Origin of the sequence: Terrimonas alba, assembly GCF_042434975.1 — a bacterium.
Lineage (GTDB): Bacteria > Bacteroidota > Bacteroidia > Chitinophagales > Chitinophagaceae > Terrimonas_B > Terrimonas_B alba.
Genome location: NZ_JBHMQM010000005.1, coordinates 97,503 through 118,110, shown reverse-complemented (window position 1 = coordinate 118,110; position 20,608 = coordinate 97,503). Strand labels below are relative to the sequence as shown.

Sequence of the window (20,608 nt, the reverse complement as noted above, 5' to 3'; positions counted from 1 at the left end):
AACTATTTTATTTTTTAAAAAATCTCATAACAGGTCTTGTCTCGCTTCTTCTCTCCACTTCCCTAAAACCCGCTTTTTGAAAAGTTGAGGTGATTCCCGTCCATGCAAAGGCATCTGCTAGCCGGCCATTTACCGGTTCTGTTGGATATCCTTCCACTATGGCTGCTCCTTTTGCTATGGCAAAATCTACCGCCGCTTTGAGCAGTGAAACACTCAACCCTTTTCGCCTGAATCCTTTCGCAATAAAAAAACAACTGACACTCCATACTTTTTTATCATCAACGGGTTTTAATATCCTTGAGGTTTCCAGTCTTTTATATTCTTCTCTTGGGGCTACGGCGCACCAGCCCACGGCTTTGTCTTCTGCATAGGCGATGACGCCCGGTGATGTCTTTTTCAGTAATTTTTTTAATGCCCGTTTATTGCCATCACCTTTCTGTTTGTTGTAGTCTGCCGCTTTCAACCGCCAGTACATGCACCAGCAACCGCCGCATGCGCCTTTGTCACCAAATAAGTCAACAAGATCATCCCAGGTGGCAATCGTCAATGGTAGAAAAGTAAACATCAAACTATTTTATATTGCCGGAGTACTATGCAATCCTATCCGGTTACCTTCTGTATCAACGATGACAGCCATAAAGCCATACTCTGGTGATATTTCAGTTTTTGGCACCGTGATGGATCCGCCTGCCGCTTCTACTTTATCCAAAACCTTTTGCACATCCGGGTTGCCATTCAGGTAGATCAATGGGCCGTCCGAAGCCGATGGCTTGTGAAACCCTCCACTGTCGACGACAGCTCCGCCAATACCTGTCATGGGATCATCTATCGGGAACATCCGCATTTTTATATTGGGCAAATCCATTGGTATAAGCGATACATCAAAAATTGTTTCATAAAATTTGGTTGCCCTCTCAAGGCTGGTTGACGGAATTTCAAACCAACTGATTGCGTTTGTCATTTGCAGTTTTTTAATGTGAAAAATTATAAGGCCTGCTTTGTCTCCTTAAGCCCCTTGCCTTGAAAATATTCCAGTAACTCTTTCGCATCATCACCTCCTTTCTGCGCATGATGCAAAAAGGTTAAGCCATGAGGGCCTCTTGCAGTGAGATAAGAAGGAAATGTTTCGAGGTAGTTTTTTACAATAGCGGTTTTGCCAAGCATTGTCAGGACAAATAAATTTGTTCTCGCACCCAATCCAACCAGGTAATTGGCGATCTCTTTATTACCCACATGACCAGCTCCTTCCAGGGCCGTTTCAAAATCACCACCGCCCCAATCCCATGTGGCATACAGCAGAGTAGGAGTAATAGCCAGCATTTCTTTTACCCGTGAGAAGTTGCCATGTCCTGCAATCACAAACTCTTTTACCAAATCGGCGGGCAGTGGTTCTATTTCAGCATCTTTATCCCGGGCAGTAAGAATGGTTGGAGTAGCGATCAAACCAGCAAGACAAGCTGAATTGTGAAGAAAACTTTTGCGGTCCATAACAGATGGTTTCTTTAAAGTTCCGAAGAGTTCACGGGTTGACCCTACCACTCATCCTTTCTTACGCCTGTATTCCAGGTCATACTCTGTTGTCCATGTCAGCTCATTATCTTTTGAAATTTCGCCTAGTTGCCGCACTGTATTTTTTCCCTGGTCAAAGAAAGTCAACCGGCGAACAGCCATCGTATCTTTTACGAGAGGAAATGGGTTGGTTTTAAAAATGATCTTGTTATTCTCATATCTGCCTTGCAGGTATTCAGTACTGCCGCCAACATTGTCTACCCAGGTTTGTTGCCATTGCTTAGTAACGGCATTGTAGGTATTAAAGCTTTTGCCGGCATAACGAATGCCCTTACTGATGGAGGCACTTGTCCATTCTTCCAAAATAATACAACTATCCAATACCAGGCTGATCTTACTATCACCAGCTTTTTTCCCATTTTTTCCAAACGCTTCCCATTCGCCTATCCAAAAGTCGAACTGGCGATACTGTGGAGCACTGCAAGGCGTTTGTGCGGACGCCAACAAAGCCATGCTAGAAAATATCAGTAGCGAAAGTAATTTTTTCATAATAGCTTTTACAAAAGACAGCATTCATAACTATAATGTTGATTCATTTATCCCTGTTTATCGCCACAGGCCAATAATTGCTCCCATTAATACCAGGGATACTATGCTATAGAATCCGTTGATGAGAATCAGGCGCCAGGGCTTTTGCTCAAAAAGACTATGAATGGCAATAGCACAGAATGTCCAGATGCCTGCCAGGAAACCTGCGGTAGCTCCCCAACTTATATCTGTCTTTACTACACAATTCGCAGGGCAATCTGCCGGCGCATCAGCGAGAAACATGCCGAGGTTGGCAGCCATTAGCAATGAAAAAATAAAGGTCCAACCAAATATCTTTCCTTTGTTGCCCTTCCTGATACTCTCTTCGGTAAAATTGTTATCCTTCATCCAGGCCCTACCAAATAAGCCCGGGGAATACCAGATACCGCCAACAACAAATGATGAAATGCCGGCGACTAATACGGCCAGCCAATTAATGCTTCCCATATCCATAATACAAAAATTTAGGTGGTTGAATAAAGTGGTTTATCGAATCTATTTTCTAAATTTTACATTGCAATTGAAAACCGAACAAGGTTGGAAAAAGAGGTGATGAATATAAAAAAGCAACAGACCAATCAAAAAGGTTCATATGTAAACGATATTGGTTTCCGGCTGATATTGATTCCTGCTTTTGGTATCGTTATCCCCTTGATAACGGGAATGATTAATTCCTTCAATTTTTCAAACTGGCAGGTAAAACTCAGCTTTCTATACACGATCGGCATAGCCGCCATCGTATGGCAGGGCAATCGTTACCTGCATTATACCCTCCGAAGCTATTTTGACTGGTACAACAAGCCGCTTCAAAAGATACTCGTATTGCTGTTCAGTATTATATTTTACACCATTCCTGTCAGCGTCTTGTTATTGGTAGGATGGTATAATTTTTTTGGTAATAGCCAAATTGACTGGAACGTAGTAGGACAGTCAACACTGATCATCCTGATTGCGGTTGTTTTTATTACACATGTTTATGAGACTGTTTTCCTCGTAAAGGAAACAGAAAGTGAAATGATAAAAAATGAACAGCTGGAAAGAACGAAAGCTGAGGCGGAACTGGAAGCTTTAAAAAATCAAATTGACCCGCATTTTATTTTTAATTCACTGAATACGCTTAGTCACCTGATAGAAGAAAAACCTGCCAAAGCAAAATTATTCAACGATAACCTGGCCGATGTCTATCGCTATATTTTACAAAACAAAGCCCGTGATCTTGTTTTATTGAAAGAAGAAGTCCTTTTCTTGCAAAATTATTTTTCATTACTAAAGATCCGTTTCGACAACGCGGTTCAAATGAAACTGGGTATTGAAGAAACGGCCATGCAACGTTATCTTGTTCCGCCGATATCATTGCAGGTGTTGGCAGAAAATGCAATTAAACATAACGAGTTTTCAGAAACGCAGCCATTGGTGTTTACTATTCAATTGCGAAATGATGAACTATGTGTAAGCAACCCTGTACGCAAAAAAACCTTACGAAAAACTTCTTCGAAAATTGGCTTGCAAAACCTGCAGGAAAGATATAAGCTCACAACCGGTAAAGAGATTATTGTAAGCGAAGAGGAAAACCTGTTTATCGTTATATTACCGGTATTAAAAATTTTATAACCAACTGAGTAAACAATGAAGGTCATAATCATTGAGGACGAAAAACCGGCTGCAGAAAAATTGATAAAAGCCATTCAAAAGATAGATCCTTCTATTGACGTTGTGGCTGTGCTGAACAGTGTACAGTCTTCTATAACCTGGTTGCAACAGAACCCTCAACCCGAATTGCTTTTTATGGATATTGAATTGGGCGATGGATCATCCTTTAAAATATTTGACGCAGTAAACATCAAAAGTCCGGTTATTTTCTGTACTGCTTATGATGAATACTGGCAGGAGGCGTTTGAACATAACAGCATTGATTATCTCTTAAAACCTGTAAAGCAGGAAAAACTGGAGATTGCCTTAAATAAGTATGATAAACTAAAGCAGCATTTTACTACCAACTTCCAACACCTTCAACAATGGCATCGCCACCCGGCAGATCATGGCTACAAAAAAAGATTTTTAGTAAAACGGGGTATGGATTATGTGAGTATAAAAACAGACGATATTGCTTACTTCTACGCTACGCACAAACTAGTTTGCATGGTGGATAATAAGAACCAGAAATACATACTGGACCAATCACTGTCAGAAATAGAAAAACAGTTGGACCCCACCTGTTTTTATCGCATCAACCGGAAATATTTTGTGAATCAAAATGCGATCAAAAAAATAAAGTCATATCCGAAGAGCAAACTTCAACTGGAGCTGGAACCCGCTATCAGTGACGAAATAATTATCAGCCAGGAAAACGTAGCAGCTTTTAAAGAATGGATGGGACAATAAAAAAGCCCGGGAGCTTTGTTTTACCATTGCACCCGGGCTTAGGAAACTACCATTAACCCTAAAAAAACTATCATTGCCTGTTGCCACCGCGACGCTGCATCATTGAAGGTTCAATTTCTTCTTTCCATTTTTTAAACTGGTCTTCCGACAATATTGCTTTCAACTCTTTGTCCCTTGCCCCGATCATGGGCTGCATTTTTTCCCGCATTGCCTGGAAATCTGGTCTTTCACCGCCACTTCTCATTTCTTCTCTTAACTTATCCTGTTGCCTGTAATAGTTCGCAAATATCGTATCAACTTTTGCCTGCTTGTCCACATCCAATTTAAATACACTGTCCATCTTTTCATGCACTGCTTTTACCCTTTCTTCAACAGTACGACGAAAGCCTCCCTGGGCATTGACTGAGATAGAAGTTGCTATTATAAGAGCCAGTACAAAAACATGTTTAAATTTCATACGTCTATTTTTATTTTTCAAACGAGTTTCGAATTATTTATCCTGTTTTTCTTTTTTATCTGTATCGCCGTGTCGTTGGGGACGACCCATTTTACTAAACATTCTTACGACCATCGAGTCATACTTAGGCTGCTGTTCGGGAGTGCATAAAGTCCGAACCCTTTTAAAATGACTAAACGTCTGCAAATCGAGGGCCTTCTGTCTTTGTGCTATAATATCGGCCGCCTTACTCACCAGGGAGTCGCTGGTTTCAGGATAACTCAATAACCTGAACAAACTGTCTTTAGCCCTGCGCATATCATCGAACATGGGCCTGAGGGTCTCCTTTTGCTTTTCCTTAAACGCTTTGTATTTCGTTATTTGCTCTTCATTAAAACCTACTTCTTTCTGCAGCATTTCCGCTACGCCCGTCCTATTCTTTGCTTGTTCTGCTGGTTTTGACGACTTCTTATCACTTAAAAAGTAAACCAGCATAGCAATATTGGTGATCAATAAAACACCAATAATGATCAGTAAGTTTCTATTGGTGGGTATACTCATGGCTGTAAAAGGGTTTCATAATCAAAACTGCTGCCGCTCGCAATCAATGATTCACTGTCCGTGGGTTGATCAGTTTGGGCGGAAAAAAAAGTCGCCGTATTTTCTTTTTGCTGGTTATTAAAAACCAGGAAAACATTTACCATCAAAATAAAACAAAGGCCCGCAATAGCTATGGCAGGCTTTCCCAAATAGCCGCCTAGTGCACCCCAAACCGATCTATCTTCCTCCTCCGCCAACCGTTTTTTAATTCGGGAAAAAAGCCAGGGTTGAGGCGTAGCCCGCTGAATACCATCCAGGCTGTTCAGCGCCTCTTCCACTCTTTTTTCTATGTCATTTCTTTGCTTCATATCTGTATAATTTGACGTTCATTGGTCAAAAAACCTTTGCTCTAGTTTTTGCTTTTATAATGCTCTTCCAGGCCTTTACGAAGATTGGTTTTGGCCCTGTGCATCAGGGACTCCACGGAGGAAAGGGTCGTTTTCATGATGTCACTCACCTCCTGGTAACTGAGCCCTTCCAGTTTGTGAAGCGTAAAAGCAATCCGCTGGTTTTCCGGAAGACGATTAATCACTTTAAAAAGTGCGGCGGCATCTTCTTTTTTATCCAGCATCACACCCGGGTGATTAAAATCGGGAGGATTAATCACCACCTCGCTGTCTTCCCCAAACAAGCTGCGTACAAATGCAAATCGTTTTTTTCTTTTTTTCCTTCTTTCATGATCCAGCGATTTGGTGACAGCGATCCGGTAAAGCCAGGTCGAAAATTTTGAATCTCCCTTAAAAGAACTGATCGATTGGTACACCTGTACAAAAACTTCCTGGGTTATATCTTCAGCGTCTTCAGCATTTTGAACAATGCCCAAAGCAGTATTATAAACCATACTTTCCCAGGTATCAACAATAATCTTAAAGGCAGCCTCATCCCCTTGTTTTAGCTGTTCTATAAGTGTCCACTCATTCATTACAAAGCCAAGCTATGGTTTACAGCGATATTACGGAAAAAATCCCTCAGGAGGACCACCTCTTCTTTGCATATTCATCCTGGTGCTCCGGCCCTTCCCAAAGTTTTTCAGGCTGTAGGTAAAGGTGAGCATAAAATATTGTTGTAACACCCGGCTTTGCGAATCCTCAATGTAGTTGGCTTCAACTGTTCTGCTGATGCTTTGATTTTGCTTTAACAGATCGAAAACGGACAGTTTCAATTCTGCAGCCCGGTTTTTCAGGAATTTCTTTCCTATACCGGCATTCCATAGCCAGTAGCTCTGATTAAAGCCATCCGACATACCCGTATAGGTTTGATTGCTGAGATCATTCTGTAAAAACCATCCAGTCTTTGTCAGGAAATTGGTTTGAATGCCCGCAGACTGGTTTATATATTTCGTGTTGGTAGAAACAGAACTTTTCGCGTTGTTAAAATTAGCGTTATAGGACAGGTTGAAATCAATATACTCGCTGATATTGCTGGATAAGCCAATACCCGCTGAGTATGTATAATTATCTGTCATCGATTTTACATTATTAATCAAGCCCGGAAGGTTCGAATAAGAGAACCCAGAGCTTAGGTTAAGATTGGATTTGATAAATTTAACCGGCTGACTAAATGTAAAAAAAGATCGGAAACTTTTATATCCGTCCATGTTTACAGGTTTGGTCAGTTGTGCTCCTTTTTTCAGAATACTGCCAGCTTGAATTACTGAATCCTGTTGAGCTATATAAGTGGCGTTGGTGATGTAATCTTGCTGTGCCTGTAAAAAGATGTTGGCGAAAAAGCTTTGACCTTTGATCGTGTTGGTAAAAGTATAACGGCCGGAGAGGAAATGATTGTACGATTGCTTCAGGTCAGGGTTACCTACACTTTTACGAAGCTCGTTAGTGTTATTCACTACATCCTGCAATTGAGTTACGCTGGGAAAATTAGTTCTGGCCCGATAGAAAATGCGGATATTACTTTTAGCTGCGATTTTTTTACTCCACATCAGGTTAGGCAAGATGGTAGTAAAAGATTGATCTACGTTTGTTACTGTTGGAAATATGCGGTCACTCTCCAGTTTGGAATATTGTAAGCTCAATCCCACGGCAAACTGGTTATCGCGGCTGTTTCCCAATCTATACGTTATTCCACCATTATGCGTGGTAGTTGTATTGTCAAACTTATTAGAAAGGGCTTCCTTGAAAGTTGTGTACTTGCCGCCCAGTTGATCATATTCAAAAGTCTGTTGGTCGGCGCTGTTTTTGGAAAATGAAGGTGAATAGTTAAATTGTAATTGACTTTTTGCACTCAATGGCTCCGTATAATTAAGGTTTCCCGAAAGAGTATAACCATTTGTGGGATTGTCGGTGAACTGATTTTGCAAAGAGTCTCTCACCCCTGCATCTTCAAAAAAGCGGTAATGAGCGGTGCTATAAGTTTCACCATCGTTTTTATTAAACGTGGTATTAATGCTGGCAGAAAAAGTTCGTCCCCTTTTCGGAAATGAGTGACGATAAAGAATATTATTCCGCAGGTTATAACCTTCTCGCTGTACACTTCTTTCACTGGTAGAAGTATTAAGCGTGTCATCCAGTCCATACAATGAATTTTCATAGGACGAGGATAACGATTTGTTCTTCTGAAAATTTAAACTCGGCGTAATCATGATAGAATTTGCCGAGTCTATTTTGTACTCCAGCCGCAAATTGATGCGATGGTTATAGTTTTTACTTTGTGATAAAGAGCTTTGGTTATTAAACAAAGACCTTCCATCATCGAGCTTCGTTTCCGTCCGGGTTAAATTATCATTTGCGTTATTGCTATTATTAAAGAAATAACTTCCGCTCACATCTACTTTTTTACCCCATTTGTCAGAATAGTTTAAGCCAATTGCATTGGTTTTACTGATACCGCTTTGCTGACCCACCTGGAAGTTTTCACTGCCCCCAAAACCGCCACCGCCCCGACCGCCGCGATTGCCGCCACCACCACGACCGCCAAAGTTTCCTCCACCACGATTCCCGCCGCCACTGCTTGTTACTCCCAGCAAATCCTGCGAGCCAAAATTTTGCTGATTGACGTTATTAAAATTGCCAACTAATGAAAGCCGGCGGTCGCCGCTAAAAGTGCTTACGTTTCCACCGCCTGCATAGCGGCCATCAGTACCTACACCTGTATACACACGGCCAAACTGGCCATTTTTAATACCCGACTTCGTCACTATATTCAAGGCCTTTACGGAATTACCGTCATCGATACCGGTGAATTGCGCCTGGTCACTGAGCCGGTCAAATACCTGGATTTTGTCCACGATATCAGAAGGCAGGTTACGCAGCGCCGCAGAGGCATCATCGCCAAAAAAATCCTTTCCGTCAATGGTGACTTTTTTTACCTGCTCCCCCTGGGCAGTAACAGTTCCGTCTTTATCAACAGTGATGCCTGGCATTTTTTTAATTAAATCTTCAGTGGTTGCATCAGGGTTCACTTTGAATTGACCGGCACTGAACTGGGTTGTATCTCCTTTTTGAATAACCGGAGCTGCTTTTGCAGTCACCGTAACGCCACCCAGCTGTACGGTTGACTTGGGAACAAAAATGGTTTTAAGATCCATATCACGGATAGAGTCATTGATGGAAACGATTTGTTTGTACTCTTCATAACCGATAAAACTCACATTCAGGAAAAAAGAGTCCAATGAAAGTCCCTGGAAAGCAAATACGCCTGTTGGATCGGAAACGGCTTTTTTCACCTGGCTGGAATCTTTTACAGGCGTCAATGTCAATGTGGCCCCTGCCAGTGGCTTATTGTCCACAAGATCCAGCAGTTTACCTTTAATACTCTGAGAATGAGCCGATGCCGAAAATCCTAATACAATTAATAAGAGTCGAATTTGCTTCATAAATAAATGTTACTCAACATAGGACGTTGAATCAGGTAATAACCTTCGTTTTTCCATTTTCACATTTTCGAACCCGCTTGTTTTAACATTCTCAGTATATTGCGTCTCTTAAAATTATTGGAAGAATTATGGAGTATAGTAAACTTGTAGCAGTAACCGGTTTGCCCGGCTTATATGAATTGGTAAATAGTAAGGCTGATGGGGCTATTGTACGCTCACTGGAAGACAACAGTACCAAATTTGCTTCATCACGCATACACAACTTTTCGCATCTTGAAAGCATCGAAGTTTATACAATACGTGAAAATGTAAACCTGGTAGAAATATTTCAGGCCATGGAAAAAGCAGGCGGTTCACTGCCCGATGGAAAGGATAATGCTGTAGTCAAAAAATATTTCGAGAAAACATATCCCGATCTGGATTTTGAAAGAGTATATGCCAGCGATCTGAAAAAGATGGTAAAATGGTTTGATATTCTGAAGAAAAAAAATGTTGAAATAAAACTGTCAGAAGTGCCGGAAGAGGAACCAGCGGTAGAAGAAGAAGTGGAAGCAGAAAAGCCGGCTAAGAAAGCAGCAAAAAAATCGGCTCCCGCAAAGGCTGAGAAAGAAGCAACAACAGAAACAAAGGAAAAGCCCGTAAAGAAAAAAGCAGCAGCAAAAAAAACCACGGAAGATAGTTCAGCTAAGAGTGCTAAGGAAGAAACTCCCAAAAAGAAGGCTGCTCCTAAGAAGAAATAACAAGTTTTTTTCATTGAGCTACCCTGAGCGATGATTGGGGTAGCTTTTATATTTAAAAAGCCAGGCTATGACTTACAGTGCTGACATAAAAAAAGTTTCCCGCCAGTTTTTACCTGAAAATTTTGTTTTAAAAGATTGGTCATCCATCGAACCGTTTTTTAAAGAATTATCAGAAAGAAATATTGAGACAGCCGATGCCCTGGAACAATGGCTAAAAGACGTGAATGAAGTGGAAGCCGCAGTCAGCGAAGATGCCTGCTGGCGACAAATAAAAATGACCTGTGATACAGAAAACAAAGAACTGGAACAGGCATTTACATTCTTCATGATGGAAATTCAACCGAAGATTCAGCCTTATGCAGATAAACTAAACAGGAAGCTGATTGCATCGCCCTTAACAACTGGCTTGGATCAGAAGAAATTTTTTACCTACCTGCGCAATGTTAAAAAGAATATTGATCTTTTCCGTGAGGCTAATATTCCCCTGCAAGCAGAAATGAATGTGGAAGCACAACGGTTTGGAATGATTGCCGGCAAAATGACGGTGGAGGTGAATGGGCAGGAATATACCTTGCAACAAGCCACCAAATTTTTGGAAGACCCTGACCGGAAAGTTCGTGAAGAGGTATATCGCAAAATCAGCGATAGAAGATTACAGGACAAAAAAGAACTCAACGACCTTTTTTCTACACTGGTTCAGAAAAGAAATCAAATTGCTTTAAATGCAGGTTTTCCGAATTATCGTGACTTCCGTTTTACAGAATTAGGCCGGTTCGATTACAAAAAAGAAGACTGTTACCAGTTTCATGAAGCGGTAAAACTGCATGTCATGCCGCTGGTGAACCAGATCTATGAAACCAAAAAAGAAAAATTGGGTCTTGATACACTCAAACCCTGGGATTTGGAAGCCGAACCAGCAGGCATAGAACCTTTGCGTCCCTTTAAAACTGGTGAAGAGCTTATTCAAAAAACAATAGCTTGTTTCAACCAGCTCCGGCCATTCTTTGGTGACTGCCTGCAAAAGATGAGAGCCATGGGTCATCTTGACCTGGAAAGCCGGAAAGGAAAAGCTCCCGGGGGTTACAACTGTCCGTTAGCAGAAACCGGAGCACCCTTTATTTTTATGAATGCGGCCGGACAGTTTGACGATGTTACTACGATGGTGCATGAAGGCGGACATGCGGTGCATTCATTTTTGTCTCATGACCTCGAGTTGAATGGATTTAAGGAATATCCTACCGAAATAGCCGAAGTAGCGAGCATGAGCATGGAGCTGTTCAGCATGAATCACTGGCAGGTGTATTTTGCTAATAAAGAAGAATTAAATCGTGCTAAAGAACAGCAATTGGAAAGAGTAATTACCATTTTTCCGTGGATAGCTACTATTGATAAATTTCAGCACTGGGTATATGAAAACCCCAATCACACGGACCAGGAGCGGGCCGACAACTGGCTTCGGATACTCAACGAGTTTTCATCGCCCGTGATTGATTTTTCAGGATTGGACGAATACCGAATTTATTCCTGGCAGCGCCAGTTGCACCTTTTCGAAGTGCCGTTCTATTATATTGAATATGGAATTGCCCAGTTAGGCGCTATCGGGATGTGGCAACAGTACAAACAAAATCCTGAGAAAGCCATTGACAATTATATCGCTGCTTTAGACCTGGGAGGAACCCGTACCTTACCGGAATTATTTAAGGCAGCAGGGCTGGAGTTTAATTTTTCGCCCCAGTACATTAGCGGATTGATGGCCTTTGTAAAAGAGGAATTAGATAATATTCAAGGGAAAAATTAAAAAATACCCCAAATGTGGTATGCCGTAAATTCGGAAATATCAAATACTCATATTACATTTGGATTCGAAAAAAGACAAACTCATTATAAAATAGCTACTAATCAGAGCCTTAACCTAAGTCCCCGTGTTTCTACACGGGGGCTTTTTTTAAAGACATATAAAAGCTCAGCAGTTTTTACAAATCCCTTCCACCACTACTTCAATATGTGAGGAAGTATATCCCTTCGGCAGTTTGATATCCGGCGTTACGATATCATCCAGGCAGTAAGTGTTCTTACAATTAGTACATACAAAATGAATATGATGATCATGATGATAACCTTCTGCACAATCATCTTTACACAAGGCGTAGCGAATGGAATTATCCGCAGTAGGAATAGTATGGATGATTCCTTTTTCAACAAAGGTTTGCAAGGTTCGATAAACCGTGACCCTGTCAAATTTTTCTCCTGCTTTCTTTTCAATATCGCCATGCGCCAAAGCTCCTTCCTGTTCCAGGAAAAGGTGGAGAATCTTTTCGCGGCTGGCCGTTACACTCAATTGGCTTCGTTTTAATATTTCTTTGATATTATGAGTCATAGGAAATATTACAGTTTTAAGGTTCTTTCAATCTCTTTTATCATGGCATTGATTTCACTTTGCTTCAGCCCATCGTACACCTTTTTTACTTCGCCATTTTTTACCAATGCCCAAAACTGTGTATGCAAAAAATCATCGTCAATATTCTTCAAATTATTAGCCGGATCATCGATGGTATAGCTAACACGGGCTGTAGTGTAAAGACTGTCTTTGCGGCCTGTCAGGAAAATCCATTTCGACGTGTTTACACCCAAAGAATCTGCATACCTTTTTAAAACCGGCACCGAATCTCTTTCCGGGTCGGATGTATGCGAAAGGATCAGGAAGTCCTTTTGATCTTTAAACTTTTCATACACTTTTTTCATGTTGGTATTCATCTCGGGGCAGATACCCGGGCAGGTTGTAAAAAAATACTCCGCTACATACACTTTTCCTTCCACGTCTTTATCGGTTACCGTTTTCCCATCCTGGTTTACAAATGCAAAAGGTTGAACAACGGAAATAGTATCATTCTTTTTGATCCAGGGCCTTACCACCAGGAAAAAAATAATGATCAATGCAACAAAGAAAATGGAATAACTCAGGGCTTTTTTCGACATATTATTTTAATAAGTTGCAAAGTTACCGATGATAAAATGATTTTTACTCAGCTTCGAAAGTGAGTGAAAGCGAGTGAAAAATTTGGACTTTCTTAATAAATCAATTTTGCAACAACGTTGCCTTTTCCTACTTTTGCCCACTTATGAAACCTGGAATCAATTGGGACGCTATAGGTATCACCATGTCAGTCGCCTGTGCTATTCATTGCGCCATCCTGCCCTTATTCTTCTCTTTTTTGCCTTTGTTCGGTGTTAATATTATACATAATCTGGCATTTGAGGCCGGGATGGTATTATTGGCTTTTGCAATTGGAGCTTATTCATTATACCATGGATTCAAGCGGCATCATCATAGCAAACTACCATTTATATTGTTCAGCGCCGGGATAGTATTATTAGCCCTGAAACTTTTTTTTATCCATTACGAAACATGGTTGCTCATTCCTGCGGTCATTCTCATAGTATCGGCACATCTCTTTAATTATCGTTTTTGCCGGGTGCACAATCATGCTCATGCTGACGATTGCAATCATTAATCCCCTAATAGAAATCTTTTGAACTGACTTAGGCTTCCAAAAATTTCATTCCCTTTTTTAGTTTATTTTCAATACTTATTCATTAAGTATGAAAAGATATTTATTCATTTTTCTTATTCTTCTTACAAATTTTTGTTTAGCTCAGTCAAAGCCTGCACGATCGGCAAATGAGGACGAAATACAAGTCCGCCAATTGTTGGCTGATCAAACCGAAACATGGAACCGTGGCGACATTGACAGTTTTATGAAGACTTATTGGGAAAGCGATTCGCTAATGTTTATTGGGAAAAACGGTGTTACCTATGGCTGGATCAATACGCTCAATAATTATAAGAAAAGCTACCCTGATACCACGGCAATGGGAAAATTGTCCTTTGACATAATTTCTGTAAAACGGCTTTCTTTTCAATATTTTCATGTGATCGGTAAATGGCATTTGCAACGCAGCATCGGTGACTTAAGCGGGCACTATACATTACTGCTGAAAAAAATCAAAGGCCGGTGGCTGATTGTTGCTGATCACAGTAGTTAAGTATCGTGATTGTCCCTCCGTCAAATATTTCTTGTTTTTATTGGGATTCCCGGAATTGCATTTCTATTTTTGAACTCCACCAACCCAACTACTCTTGAAACAATTCGCCACTCTTTTGTTTTCCTTTTCTTTATTGGTCCTGGCAACTTCTTGTCAAAAAGATCCTTCTGCAGACATCAGGCCGGAAGCAGCTTGCAAATTGATTAAAGCTTATTATTTTGATGAAACAGGTGCTATTGGAGATAGTCTTGTTTATACCTACACCGGTAATAAAATCACGAAAGGCGCTAATGCGGATGGTTACGTTACTTTCGATTACACAAATGACAGAATCACGAAAAGAACTATCTATGATGCCGGTTCTCCGGAGCTGGATACCTATGATGTTATTACCTACACCAGTGACGGCAAACTGAAGAACATAAAGAAATACTACAATTTTACCAACCAGACTATTCCAGCCGAACAATATGATTTTATTTATTCAGGAAACAAGTTGGAAAAATTAGACGTAAGTTATTATGACCCTATCATCAGTCAATATGAATTGTATGAAACAACCGCTTTTACTTATACGGGGGAAAATATAACCAGGTCAATAACCACGCAGGCGATTGGAGGCGGTTTAAAAGACACGTTTAGCTATGCACATGATGCCAATAAAAATTATTTTACAAAATCAAATGCATTCCTCCTTGACCTGATATTCTTTGAAGAAATAGCCGGAGAAGCCATTCCGCTATTTATGAGCAGTAATAATGTTATCAATATATTTGAAGGTGGCGATGAGTTTCCGTTAAGCTATAAACCAGATGATAAAGAAAACTTGTTTGAATGGTATTTCGAGGGTAACCTTGCTAGCCGGTATTTGTACGATTGTAAATAACCTCTTTTATAAAATTTGTAACCCTGGATCAATTGAGTTTTAATTCTAAACTATTTTCTCCAGGTTCGATAATAATAGCGCAACAAAAGAAAAAGGCTGGCGGCGAAACCAATATAAAAGAGAATCGAATAAAAGGTATTAGGATGATAAGCCAACCCAAAGTATAATCCTGCCGTTAAAACAGCCATCAGCCAGAAAAGCCCAAGAGCTATGGTATTCATGATTTTCTGGAAATATTTTTTTACTTCCGGGTCCCATCCTTGTTCCATACAAATAGTTTATATCAAATCATACGCTTTGATATCGTTGCTCAAAGCTAAAGTAATGCGTTGCTTTTATGGAATAAGAAGACTACGAAATTCGACCGAATCGCCTTTAAATACATTAAAGTCAACCTTGGAAACAATACCGTTTACACTACCACCATCATTATGTTGCCAAAAATTCCAGTCCCGGGTAATTCGGGGTTGTTGTTGTTCATAATAATGAGCCACCCATAAAGGATATTTATCAAAATCACTCCCAAGATTTTGCTTGTAAAAATCCACATTGGTATAAATCAATGGCCGCACTTTGTAGTAATTTTCGACAACATCCAGCCATTTCTTTACCTCCTTTTGAAGTTGTGCTTTCGAAACGCCATTCCGCTGTTCTACATCCAGCACAGGCGGAAGATCGCCTGGTTGCAATTCCACCCGCTTAATAAAATTTTCGGCCTGCAGTTTCCCATCCTTACTGGCAATGAAAAAATGATAGGCGCCGCGGACAATCTCGTTGTTTTTTGCTTTTCGCCAGTTCCGATGAAATTGCGGATCAACATTGCCAACCCCTTCTGTAGCCTTTATAAAAGCAAAACCCATTTGTATATTATCCACCTTCATTTCTTTTACTTCTTCCCATGCAATCACGTTTTGATATCGGGATACATCAATTCCATGTATAGCATACTCGGTTGGTATGCTAATTCCAAATTCGGGATAACGGGTAAACTTGGCTTTTCTATAGATAAGCCATTGAAACAATAACCAACCCCCTAAAGCAATAATGGCTAAAAAAGTAAGAGTGAGTATCCAATAAGCAAGTTTTGTTTTCTGGCGGGATGACATGGAGGTGCGATAGCTTTGCTAATAGTTAGCAAATATAAAACCTGGCGGCTTGGCAAACTGTTAATTTGTGCTACGAAACGACGCATTTATCAAAAACTGATTTTTGCACCAACTGTCATATAAAACAGCTTTTCTCCTCTTTCTGAAAGGTCGGGCCTGTTTTCAACCTGGATAAGGTTTTGCGGAATAACATACGCCGGTGTGGCCAACAACATTAACTTACCCATACTATAAATCACAGGGGCAGAAAATTCATAAGACAGGATCGAAAACTTTTTTACTTCTTCGGTGACAATGCGATCAGGACCGGGAAATAAAGGTGTATTATCCTTTTGCCTGTAGGTTTCTGTAAATTTTTGCGTGCCGGCATAGAGATATACTGATGGATCGACAATCAATATTCCTTTATTCAGTTCTTTTCTGAAAATATGATCGAGACCAGCTGTAGCGCCAAAGTCAATATTATTACTAAACTTAATATCGCCTCCTAAAGTAACATTCACAACTTTATTCAGCCAGGTATAATTGAAAGCTGTTTGCGCCTTTAATGCCGATTGCACTAACTGGCTATTGTCTTTGTAAATTGGTTTCATTAAATAAAGATGGGCAACCGATTTACCATTGTTGTACAAAAAGCCCGCAGTTGTTACGGCGCCGGCATATTCGAAGCCATTGCTTTTATTGAAAGTAAAAATGGGAGCGGCATTGACATAAAATTTGTTATTCAGCCATAACTCTGCCATAGGGAATACGCCGCTACTCTTAAGACTGTCTGTTCTGCCATAATAGTTGAGATTGCTGTTGTAGTAAGTTCCCATTTTAAAACTCAACTTACCACCGGTAGAGTCAGCCTGGGCATTGACCGTATTGGCACAAACGAAGAATGCTGCTACTACTACTAAAGTGTTTTGAAATAGGGCACGGATCATGGTTATTGATTTTAAGGACGCATGCCCGAAGGGCATGCGTCCTTTTGAAATGTTTAAAGTTTATTTGTTTCCTGCAGCGGCTTTACCTGTTGCACTAGCCTGCGCACTTACTTTTGCTCCTGCATCTGTGTTCTGCGAGGTAGCTGTTTCTTTCACCGTGTTTAATCCGGGTTTAATTTCTGAAGCAGCTTTTCCTTTAACTGATTTTACGGCATCAGCACTTGTCTTAGCTGTTTCGGCGACTGTATTGTCAGCCTTGTCAATCAGTTTTCCCCCTTGCATATTTGCATTGGTACCCGCCTTTACTGAACTGTTGCTATTAATGTAATTATCACTATTACCGGCTTGTACGGCCGTTGAAGAGGAAACATTGGCTTCAGCATTAACGGAACCTGCTTTTTTGGCTTCATTTTTTGCGCCTGTTGCTAAAGTCGCGGTCTGTTGTGTTTTATTGTTAACAGTTGAAGTAGTGTTAGCTCTCACTGTAGCAGCCTTTGAAAGACCTGCATTTACTGTAGTGGAGGTTACCTGGCTGGCAACTGTTGTTGCTTTTGCAGCTGCAGTTGTAGATGCTGTCGCATTGGCTGCAGCCTGTGTAGTTGAATTCAGGCCAAGATTCACTTGTGCAAAAGAAAAAATAGATACACCGGTTGCTACAAATGTTGTCAAAACTGTTTTTACTGTTTTCATGGTATGTTTCTTTTTGTTTTAAAAAAATCTCCCCTGTTCGCAGCAGTAACAATTTTTGCTGCGATCAATCTTTTGATCTTCGATTTTCAGTGGAGGTTATTGTTGTATACAGTTAAAGACCTGTTAAGCGATCACAGGTTTAAAAGGCGGGGAAAACAAAAAGAAAAAAATTAATTGCGGATGTACTTTACAAAGAAATGGCTATTGAAGCTTTCTGCTGCGGCCAATTGTTGTTCTACTGTGGGGAGTTTGGTAACATTTACCAGGCCCTTCATTCCCGCATAATCTCTTGCAGAGCTATAAGGATAATCCACAGCGGTGTCGACAAAACGGTCTCTTACAGGGTTGTCATGGATAAATGAAAACTGTTCAAGGAGTGTATCCATTTTCCTGCAATCAAAAAAAACAGGATTGCTGGAACTTTGCCATACATGGAATTTCTTCAACAGCCCCAGCATATTTCCGAAGTTTTCAAATCGCTTCAGCATCCAGTCTTTTCTTGCTGTTGGCTCAGTATCGATGGCTTCCAGGATCTTGGTTGTGGTAAAAGACTTAAATTCTTTCTCGATTTCCGCCACTACGTAGCCTTCTTTGGCTTGTACAAGCAGGTGAAGATGATTGGTCATGAGGCACCAGGCGTGAACCACCAGTCCTTTGTTATCAATAAAATGATTGAGGGTATGCACTATCACTTGCTTGTATACCGGGCGGATAAAAACATCTACCCAATCCACGGTATTAAAAGTGATAAAATAGCAGGCATGTTTGCCTTGTGTGTGCTCGGTACCCATGTTTCACATTTTATAGCTTCTCACCTGAAACTTTTCGGCTTTCATCTACCAAATGCTGTTCCAAATATTTAAAAATGTGTATAACTAGGCGATTTTAAACCTCATCCAGCTGGTTTTTACTTGATTTTTCCTTTTGTCGACGATTGAGAATACGTTTTAGGGGTTATTTCTTTCGTCTGCTTAAATTATCTGGTCTACCTGCGAAGAGGACAATTCAGTCTAAAATCAAAATTATCAGGCTATAGCGAGGGTAGCTTTACATCAGGCAAACATCATTAACCAACACCCTTTTCCTGATGTCAGTTGGCTTATTTGCCCAGGTAAACACCGCCAAAAAACAAAGGCAAACCCAAAGCTCCCGCCTGGATATCAGAAATGGGTCATTGGGTAGTGGAACTAATCTCAACTCACCCAGGAATCATGTGATAAGTTTTTATATCAATGATAATATCCTGATGTACAAGGAAACGTTGAAAGATGTAAAGCTAAGCTCCGAAAAAAGAGCCGTGAAAATGAAATTGAAAAAGCGCTGGAGTCATCCGTAACCACCGGTATCAAAAAATAAAAATTCTTTTGATAGCAGTGATCAGTCATTTGTAAAAGCAGTTCTTTTGTTTTCTAAGCTAGCCCCGTTCCTGGTTAATGAAGATGTTGGGACAAAAAATAGAACACGGATCCTTCGACTAGTTCGGGACACAGATTGGAAAGATTTACAACGATACTATCTGTGTAAATCCCTTTGATCCGTGAAATCCGTGTTCTTCTCTAAAGGCTTTATGAAATTGCTGTGATCAGTCCTCTGATAATAGCTCCCGTTTTTACAGCTTCAAATACCTTTGATTCACTGCTGCCATGTTGTAACACCGACTGCTCATGTGATGATACGCACATTTCACAACCATTGATAGAAGAAATGACCAGGCTGGCCAGTTCAAAAAACTCCTTGCCTGTCACCGGGTTCATCATAATACTCATTTTAATTCCCGCCGGCTGGTTGTTATAAAAATCTTTGCCCAGGAAATGACGGAAGCGGTAAAATACATTGTTCGTATTCATCAGCGAGGTGCAAGCGACCATCTCTGCGATCTCAGCTTCGGTAGCTCCCTCTTCTTTTGCCAGGCTGGTAAAGCTTTTTTGTAACAGTTTTGATTTTTCGTTGACCGCCACTGCCAGCGACAGCAAAAGAGCTTCTTTACGACTAAGGTGCTGTGTATTGTTTATGGCATTACTGACATTGATCTTTAAATCTTTTATAAAACGGGATTCTGCATGCAACAGTGCCTGCATATTTGCAGAAGGAGCATAATCCTGTATCTGCAGGTCTTCCAGCAGATTGGCAAATGTTTCATTTTGTATTAATGTATCACTCATGATCTTACATTTAAAGCAAAGGCAGGTCAATTCCTGCCTTTAGTTTCTATATTGAAAAAATCAATTAAGGCTTAATTGCGTACTCAGTGTTTCCTCGCCCTTTTTCCAATTGCAGGGGCATAGCTCATCTGTTTGAAGAGCGTCCAGTACACGAATCACTTCCTGTACATTGCGTCCCACGCTCAGGTCATTGATGCTTACCCAGCGTACGATTCCGTGTGGATCGATAATATAAGTGGCCCGGTAAGCGATTTTTTCTTCGTTGTCCAGGATGCCCAGCTCTTCTGCCAGAGATTTAGATGTGTCAGCTAACATCGGGAATTTTAAATTCCGCAAATCATCATGATTCTTTCTCCATGCTGCATGTACAAATTCTGAATCGGTAGAAGCGCCAATCAAAACGGCATCACGATCAGAAAATTCCCCGGCTTTTTTATTGAATTCAGCAATTTCGGTTGGGCAGACAAACGTAAAGTCTTTTGGCCACCAGAACATCACCATCCACTTACCCTCTTTTGTTGCATACTCATTGGTAAGATCAATAAACTCCTTTCCTTTTTCGATGGAGACCACTGCCTTCTTCTTAAATGCAGGAAACTGGCTTCCCACGGATAATACCCTGTTGCTCATAAATTATAATTGTTTTTAAATAAATAATCGTTTGGGGGCAATGCAGACCGTAACGGCCTTCGTTAGAAGGGTGCAAA

27 protein-coding genes are annotated in these 20,608 nt (G+C 40.6%); 8 read left to right on the top strand and 19 right to left on the bottom strand.

Annotation, left to right across the window (positions count from 1 at the left end):
• Positions 1-7: 7 nt before the first annotated feature.
• Genes ACFEL9_RS15430 through ACFEL9_RS15410 form a run of 5 tightly spaced genes read right to left on the bottom strand, consistent with a single transcriptional unit; the run spans position 8 to position 2,550 of the window.
• Entirely contained in the window at positions 8-565 is a 558-nt protein-coding gene (locus ACFEL9_RS15430; protein WP_385891779.1) for a GNAT family N-acetyltransferase, read from the bottom strand.
• A 9-nt stretch (positions 566-574) separates the two neighbouring features.
• Positions 575-961 carry a VOC family protein gene (locus tag ACFEL9_RS15425; RefSeq protein WP_385891777.1) on the bottom strand — a complete coding sequence of 129 codons (387 nt, stop codon included), beginning with the start codon at positions 959-961 and terminating at the stop codon, positions 575-577.
• Between the two features lie 23 nt (positions 962-984).
• Positions 985-1,488, bottom strand: coding sequence for a hypothetical protein (locus ACFEL9_RS15420; RefSeq protein ID WP_385891774.1), 504 nt, complete (start codon positions 1,486-1,488; stop codon positions 985-987).
• 51 nt (positions 1,489-1,539) lie between these two features.
• The gene (locus tag ACFEL9_RS15415) at positions 1,540-2,058 is read right to left on the bottom strand and encodes a hypothetical protein (protein ID WP_385891771.1); all 519 of its coding nucleotides are present in this window, start codon (positions 2,056-2,058) and stop codon (positions 1,540-1,542) included.
• 57 nt (positions 2,059-2,115) lie between these two features.
• Positions 2,116-2,550 carry a DUF1761 domain-containing protein gene (locus tag ACFEL9_RS15410; protein WP_385891768.1) on the bottom strand — a complete coding sequence of 145 codons (435 nt, stop codon included), beginning with the start codon at positions 2,548-2,550 and terminating at the stop codon, positions 2,116-2,118.
• Between the two features lie 99 nt (positions 2,551-2,649).
• Here ACFEL9_RS15410 and ACFEL9_RS15405 point away from each other — a divergent pair, with 99 nt between their 5' ends.
• Together ACFEL9_RS15405 and ACFEL9_RS15400 are read left to right on the top strand one after the other, a co-directional pair.
• Positions 2,650-3,708, top strand: coding sequence for a sensor histidine kinase (locus ACFEL9_RS15405; protein WP_385891765.1), 1,059 nt, complete (start codon positions 2,650-2,652; stop codon positions 3,706-3,708).
• A 15-nt stretch (positions 3,709-3,723) separates the two neighbouring features.
• A complete protein-coding gene (locus tag ACFEL9_RS15400; RefSeq protein ID WP_385891762.1) occupies positions 3,724-4,479 on the top strand; it encodes a LytR/AlgR family response regulator transcription factor in 756 nt (251 codons plus the stop codon).
• A 70-nt stretch (positions 4,480-4,549) separates the two neighbouring features.
• On the opposite strand, the gene ACFEL9_RS15395 is transcribed toward ACFEL9_RS15400, so the two are convergent.
• From ACFEL9_RS15395 to ACFEL9_RS15375, 5 genes are read right to left on the bottom strand one after another with little or no spacing between them, the layout of a single operon-like run.
• Entirely contained in the window at positions 4,550-4,936 is a 387-nt protein-coding gene (locus tag ACFEL9_RS15395; protein ID WP_385891759.1) for a DUF4890 domain-containing protein, read from the bottom strand.
• Positions 4,937-4,969: 33 nt separating this feature from the next.
• On the bottom strand, positions 4,970-5,476 hold the full coding sequence (locus tag ACFEL9_RS15390; RefSeq protein WP_385891756.1) for a hypothetical protein: 507 nt from the start codon (positions 5,474-5,476) through the stop codon (positions 4,970-4,972).
• Positions 5,473-5,823: a hypothetical protein gene (locus ACFEL9_RS15385; protein WP_385891754.1), complete on the bottom strand. Its 351-nt coding sequence runs from the start codon at positions 5,821-5,823 to the stop codon at positions 5,473-5,475. The genes ACFEL9_RS15390 and ACFEL9_RS15385 overlap by 4 nt, the downstream gene beginning before the upstream one ends.
• 41 nt (positions 5,824-5,864) lie before the next feature.
• A complete protein-coding gene (locus tag ACFEL9_RS15380; protein WP_385891752.1) occupies positions 5,865-6,437 on the bottom strand; it encodes an RNA polymerase sigma factor in 573 nt (190 codons plus the stop codon).
• Positions 6,438-6,467: 30 nt separating this feature from the next.
• Entirely contained in the window at positions 6,468-9,344 is a 2,877-nt protein-coding gene (locus ACFEL9_RS15375) for an outer membrane beta-barrel protein (protein ID WP_385891749.1), read from the bottom strand.
• A gap of 128 nt (positions 9,345-9,472) precedes the next feature.
• Between ACFEL9_RS15375 and ACFEL9_RS15370 the strand changes: the two genes are divergently transcribed.
• Positions 9,473-10,084, top strand: a complete 612-nt coding sequence (locus ACFEL9_RS15370) for a DUF5606 family protein (RefSeq protein WP_385891746.1) — start codon at positions 9,473-9,475, stop codon at positions 10,082-10,084.
• A 67-nt stretch (positions 10,085-10,151) separates the two neighbouring features.
• Entirely contained in the window at positions 10,152-11,882 is a 1,731-nt protein-coding gene (locus ACFEL9_RS15365; protein ID WP_385891743.1) for a M3 family oligoendopeptidase, read from the top strand.
• Positions 11,883-12,047: 165 nt separating this feature from the next.
• Here ACFEL9_RS15365 and ACFEL9_RS15360 read toward each other — a convergent pair whose 3' ends face one another.
• Together ACFEL9_RS15360 and ACFEL9_RS15355 are read right to left on the bottom strand one after the other, a co-directional pair.
• Complete coding sequence (locus tag ACFEL9_RS15360) at positions 12,048-12,461, bottom strand: Fur family transcriptional regulator (protein ID WP_385891740.1); 414 nt, start codon at positions 12,459-12,461, stop codon at positions 12,048-12,050.
• An 8-nt stretch (positions 12,462-12,469) separates the two neighbouring features.
• Positions 12,470-13,060 (bottom strand): SCO family protein, encoded by a 591-nt coding sequence (locus ACFEL9_RS15355; RefSeq protein ID WP_385891737.1) that lies wholly within the window; start codon positions 13,058-13,060, stop codon positions 12,470-12,472.
• Positions 13,061-13,203: 143 nt separating this feature from the next.
• Here ACFEL9_RS15355 and ACFEL9_RS15350 point away from each other — a divergent pair, with 143 nt between their 5' ends.
• The 3 genes from ACFEL9_RS15350 (at position 13,204) to ACFEL9_RS15340 (ending at position 15,014) form a co-directional block, all read left to right on the top strand.
• Positions 13,204-13,596, top strand: a complete 393-nt coding sequence (locus ACFEL9_RS15350; RefSeq protein WP_385891734.1) for a MerC domain-containing protein — start codon at positions 13,204-13,206, stop codon at positions 13,594-13,596.
• Positions 13,597-13,684: 88 nt separating this feature from the next.
• The gene (locus ACFEL9_RS15345; RefSeq protein ID WP_385891731.1) at positions 13,685-14,128 is read left to right on the top strand and encodes a YybH family protein; all 444 of its coding nucleotides are present in this window, start codon (positions 13,685-13,687) and stop codon (positions 14,126-14,128) included.
• A 94-nt stretch (positions 14,129-14,222) separates the two neighbouring features.
• A complete protein-coding gene (locus ACFEL9_RS15340; protein WP_385891728.1) occupies positions 14,223-15,014 on the top strand; it encodes a hypothetical protein in 792 nt (263 codons plus the stop codon).
• A 50-nt stretch (positions 15,015-15,064) separates the two neighbouring features.
• On the opposite strand, the gene ACFEL9_RS15335 is transcribed toward ACFEL9_RS15340, so the two are convergent.
• The 5 genes from ACFEL9_RS15335 to ACFEL9_RS15315 all read right to left on the bottom strand — a co-directional run bounded on the left by ACFEL9_RS15335 (position 15,065) and on the right by ACFEL9_RS15315 (position 18,530).
• Positions 15,065-15,283, bottom strand: a complete 219-nt coding sequence (locus ACFEL9_RS15335) for a hypothetical protein (RefSeq protein ID WP_385891727.1) — start codon at positions 15,281-15,283, stop codon at positions 15,065-15,067.
• Between the two features lie 66 nt (positions 15,284-15,349).
• Positions 15,350-16,120, bottom strand: coding sequence for a glycoside hydrolase family 25 protein (locus ACFEL9_RS15330; protein ID WP_385891724.1), 771 nt, complete (start codon positions 16,118-16,120; stop codon positions 15,350-15,352).
• 89 nt (positions 16,121-16,209) lie between these two features.
• The gene (locus tag ACFEL9_RS15325; RefSeq protein WP_385891722.1) at positions 16,210-17,049 is read right to left on the bottom strand and encodes a hypothetical protein; all 840 of its coding nucleotides are present in this window, start codon (positions 17,047-17,049) and stop codon (positions 16,210-16,212) included.
• Positions 17,050-17,109: 60 nt separating this feature from the next.
• The gene (locus tag ACFEL9_RS15320; protein WP_385891719.1) at positions 17,110-17,739 is read right to left on the bottom strand and encodes a hypothetical protein; all 630 of its coding nucleotides are present in this window, start codon (positions 17,737-17,739) and stop codon (positions 17,110-17,112) included.
• 170 nt (positions 17,740-17,909) lie between these two features.
• Positions 17,910-18,530 carry a transposase gene (locus ACFEL9_RS15315; RefSeq protein WP_385891716.1) on the bottom strand — a complete coding sequence of 207 codons (621 nt, stop codon included), beginning with the start codon at positions 18,528-18,530 and terminating at the stop codon, positions 17,910-17,912.
• 296 nt (positions 18,531-18,826) lie between these two features.
• Here ACFEL9_RS15315 and ACFEL9_RS15310 point away from each other — a divergent pair, with 296 nt between their 5' ends.
• On the top strand, positions 18,827-19,075 hold the full coding sequence (locus tag ACFEL9_RS15310) for a hypothetical protein (protein ID WP_385891714.1): 249 nt from the start codon (positions 18,827-18,829) through the stop codon (positions 19,073-19,075).
• Between the two features lie 229 nt (positions 19,076-19,304).
• Here the strand turns inward: ACFEL9_RS15310 and ACFEL9_RS15305 are convergent, their stop codons facing one another.
• Positions 19,305-19,901, bottom strand: a complete 597-nt coding sequence (locus ACFEL9_RS15305) for a carboxymuconolactone decarboxylase family protein (RefSeq protein ID WP_385891711.1) — start codon at positions 19,899-19,901, stop codon at positions 19,305-19,307.
• Between the two features lie 60 nt (positions 19,902-19,961).
• Positions 19,962-20,531 carry a peroxiredoxin gene (locus tag ACFEL9_RS15300; RefSeq protein WP_385891709.1) on the bottom strand — a complete coding sequence of 190 codons (570 nt, stop codon included), beginning with the start codon at positions 20,529-20,531 and terminating at the stop codon, positions 19,962-19,964.
• Positions 20,532-20,608: the final 77 nt, after the last annotated feature.

Bases quoted from the DNA above. Each gene is read 5' to 3' on its own strand.
- ACFEL9_RS15430 (WP_385891779.1), bottom strand. From the start codon at position 565: ATGTTTACTTTTCTACCATTGACGATTGCCACCTGGGATGATCTTGTT.
- ACFEL9_RS15425 (WP_385891777.1), bottom strand. From the start codon at position 961: ATGACAAACGCAATCAGTTGGTTTGAAATTCCGTCAACCAGCCTTGAG.
- ACFEL9_RS15420 (WP_385891774.1), bottom strand. From the start codon at position 1,488: ATGGACCGCAAAAGTTTTCTTCACAATTCAGCTTGTCTTGCTGGTTTG.
- ACFEL9_RS15415 (WP_385891771.1), bottom strand. From the start codon at position 2,058: ATGAAAAAATTACTTTCGCTACTGATATTTTCTAGCATGGCTTTGTTG.
- ACFEL9_RS15410 (WP_385891768.1), bottom strand. From the start codon at position 2,550: ATGGATATGGGAAGCATTAATTGGCTGGCCGTATTAGTCGCCGGCATT.
- ACFEL9_RS15405 (WP_385891765.1), top strand. From the start codon at position 2,650: ATGAATATAAAAAAGCAACAGACCAATCAAAAAGGTTCATATGTAAAC.
- ACFEL9_RS15400 (WP_385891762.1), top strand. From the start codon at position 3,724: ATGAAGGTCATAATCATTGAGGACGAAAAACCGGCTGCAGAAAAATTG.
- ACFEL9_RS15395 (WP_385891759.1), bottom strand. From the start codon at position 4,936: ATGAAATTTAAACATGTTTTTGTACTGGCTCTTATAATAGCAACTTCT.
- ACFEL9_RS15390 (WP_385891756.1), bottom strand. From the start codon at position 5,476: ATGAGTATACCCACCAATAGAAACTTACTGATCATTATTGGTGTTTTA.
- ACFEL9_RS15385 (WP_385891754.1), bottom strand. From the start codon at position 5,823: ATGAAGCAAAGAAATGACATAGAAAAAAGAGTGGAAGAGGCGCTGAAC.
- ACFEL9_RS15380 (WP_385891752.1), bottom strand. From the start codon at position 6,437: ATGAATGAGTGGACACTTATAGAACAGCTAAAACAAGGGGATGAGGCT.
- ACFEL9_RS15375 (WP_385891749.1), bottom strand. From the start codon at position 9,344: ATGAAGCAAATTCGACTCTTATTAATTGTATTAGGATTTTCGGCATCG.
- ACFEL9_RS15370 (WP_385891746.1), top strand. From the start codon at position 9,473: ATGGAGTATAGTAAACTTGTAGCAGTAACCGGTTTGCCCGGCTTATAT.
- ACFEL9_RS15365 (WP_385891743.1), top strand. From the start codon at position 10,152: ATGACTTACAGTGCTGACATAAAAAAAGTTTCCCGCCAGTTTTTACCT.
- ACFEL9_RS15360 (WP_385891740.1), bottom strand. From the start codon at position 12,461: ATGACTCATAATATCAAAGAAATATTAAAACGAAGCCAATTGAGTGTA.
- ACFEL9_RS15355 (WP_385891737.1), bottom strand. From the start codon at position 13,060: ATGTCGAAAAAAGCCCTGAGTTATTCCATTTTCTTTGTTGCATTGATC.
- ACFEL9_RS15350 (WP_385891734.1), top strand. From the start codon at position 13,204: ATGAAACCTGGAATCAATTGGGACGCTATAGGTATCACCATGTCAGTC.
- ACFEL9_RS15345 (WP_385891731.1), top strand. From the start codon at position 13,685: ATGAAAAGATATTTATTCATTTTTCTTATTCTTCTTACAAATTTTTGT.
- ACFEL9_RS15335 (WP_385891727.1), bottom strand. From the start codon at position 15,283: ATGGAACAAGGATGGGACCCGGAAGTAAAAAAATATTTCCAGAAAATC.
- ACFEL9_RS15330 (WP_385891724.1), bottom strand. From the start codon at position 16,120: ATGTCATCCCGCCAGAAAACAAAACTTGCTTATTGGATACTCACTCTT.
- ACFEL9_RS15325 (WP_385891722.1), bottom strand. From the start codon at position 17,049: ATGATCCGTGCCCTATTTCAAAACACTTTAGTAGTAGTAGCAGCATTC.
- ACFEL9_RS15320 (WP_385891719.1), bottom strand. From the start codon at position 17,739: ATGAAAACAGTAAAAACAGTTTTGACAACATTTGTAGCAACCGGTGTA.
- ACFEL9_RS15315 (WP_385891716.1), bottom strand. From the start codon at position 18,530: ATGGGTACCGAGCACACACAAGGCAAACATGCCTGCTATTTTATCACT.
- ACFEL9_RS15310 (WP_385891714.1), top strand. From the start codon at position 18,827: ATGTCAGTTGGCTTATTTGCCCAGGTAAACACCGCCAAAAAACAAAGG.
- ACFEL9_RS15305 (WP_385891711.1), bottom strand. From the start codon at position 19,901: ATGAGTGATACATTAATACAAAATGAAACATTTGCCAATCTGCTGGAA.
- ACFEL9_RS15300 (WP_385891709.1), bottom strand. From the start codon at position 20,531: ATGAGCAACAGGGTATTATCCGTGGGAAGCCAGTTTCCTGCATTTAAG.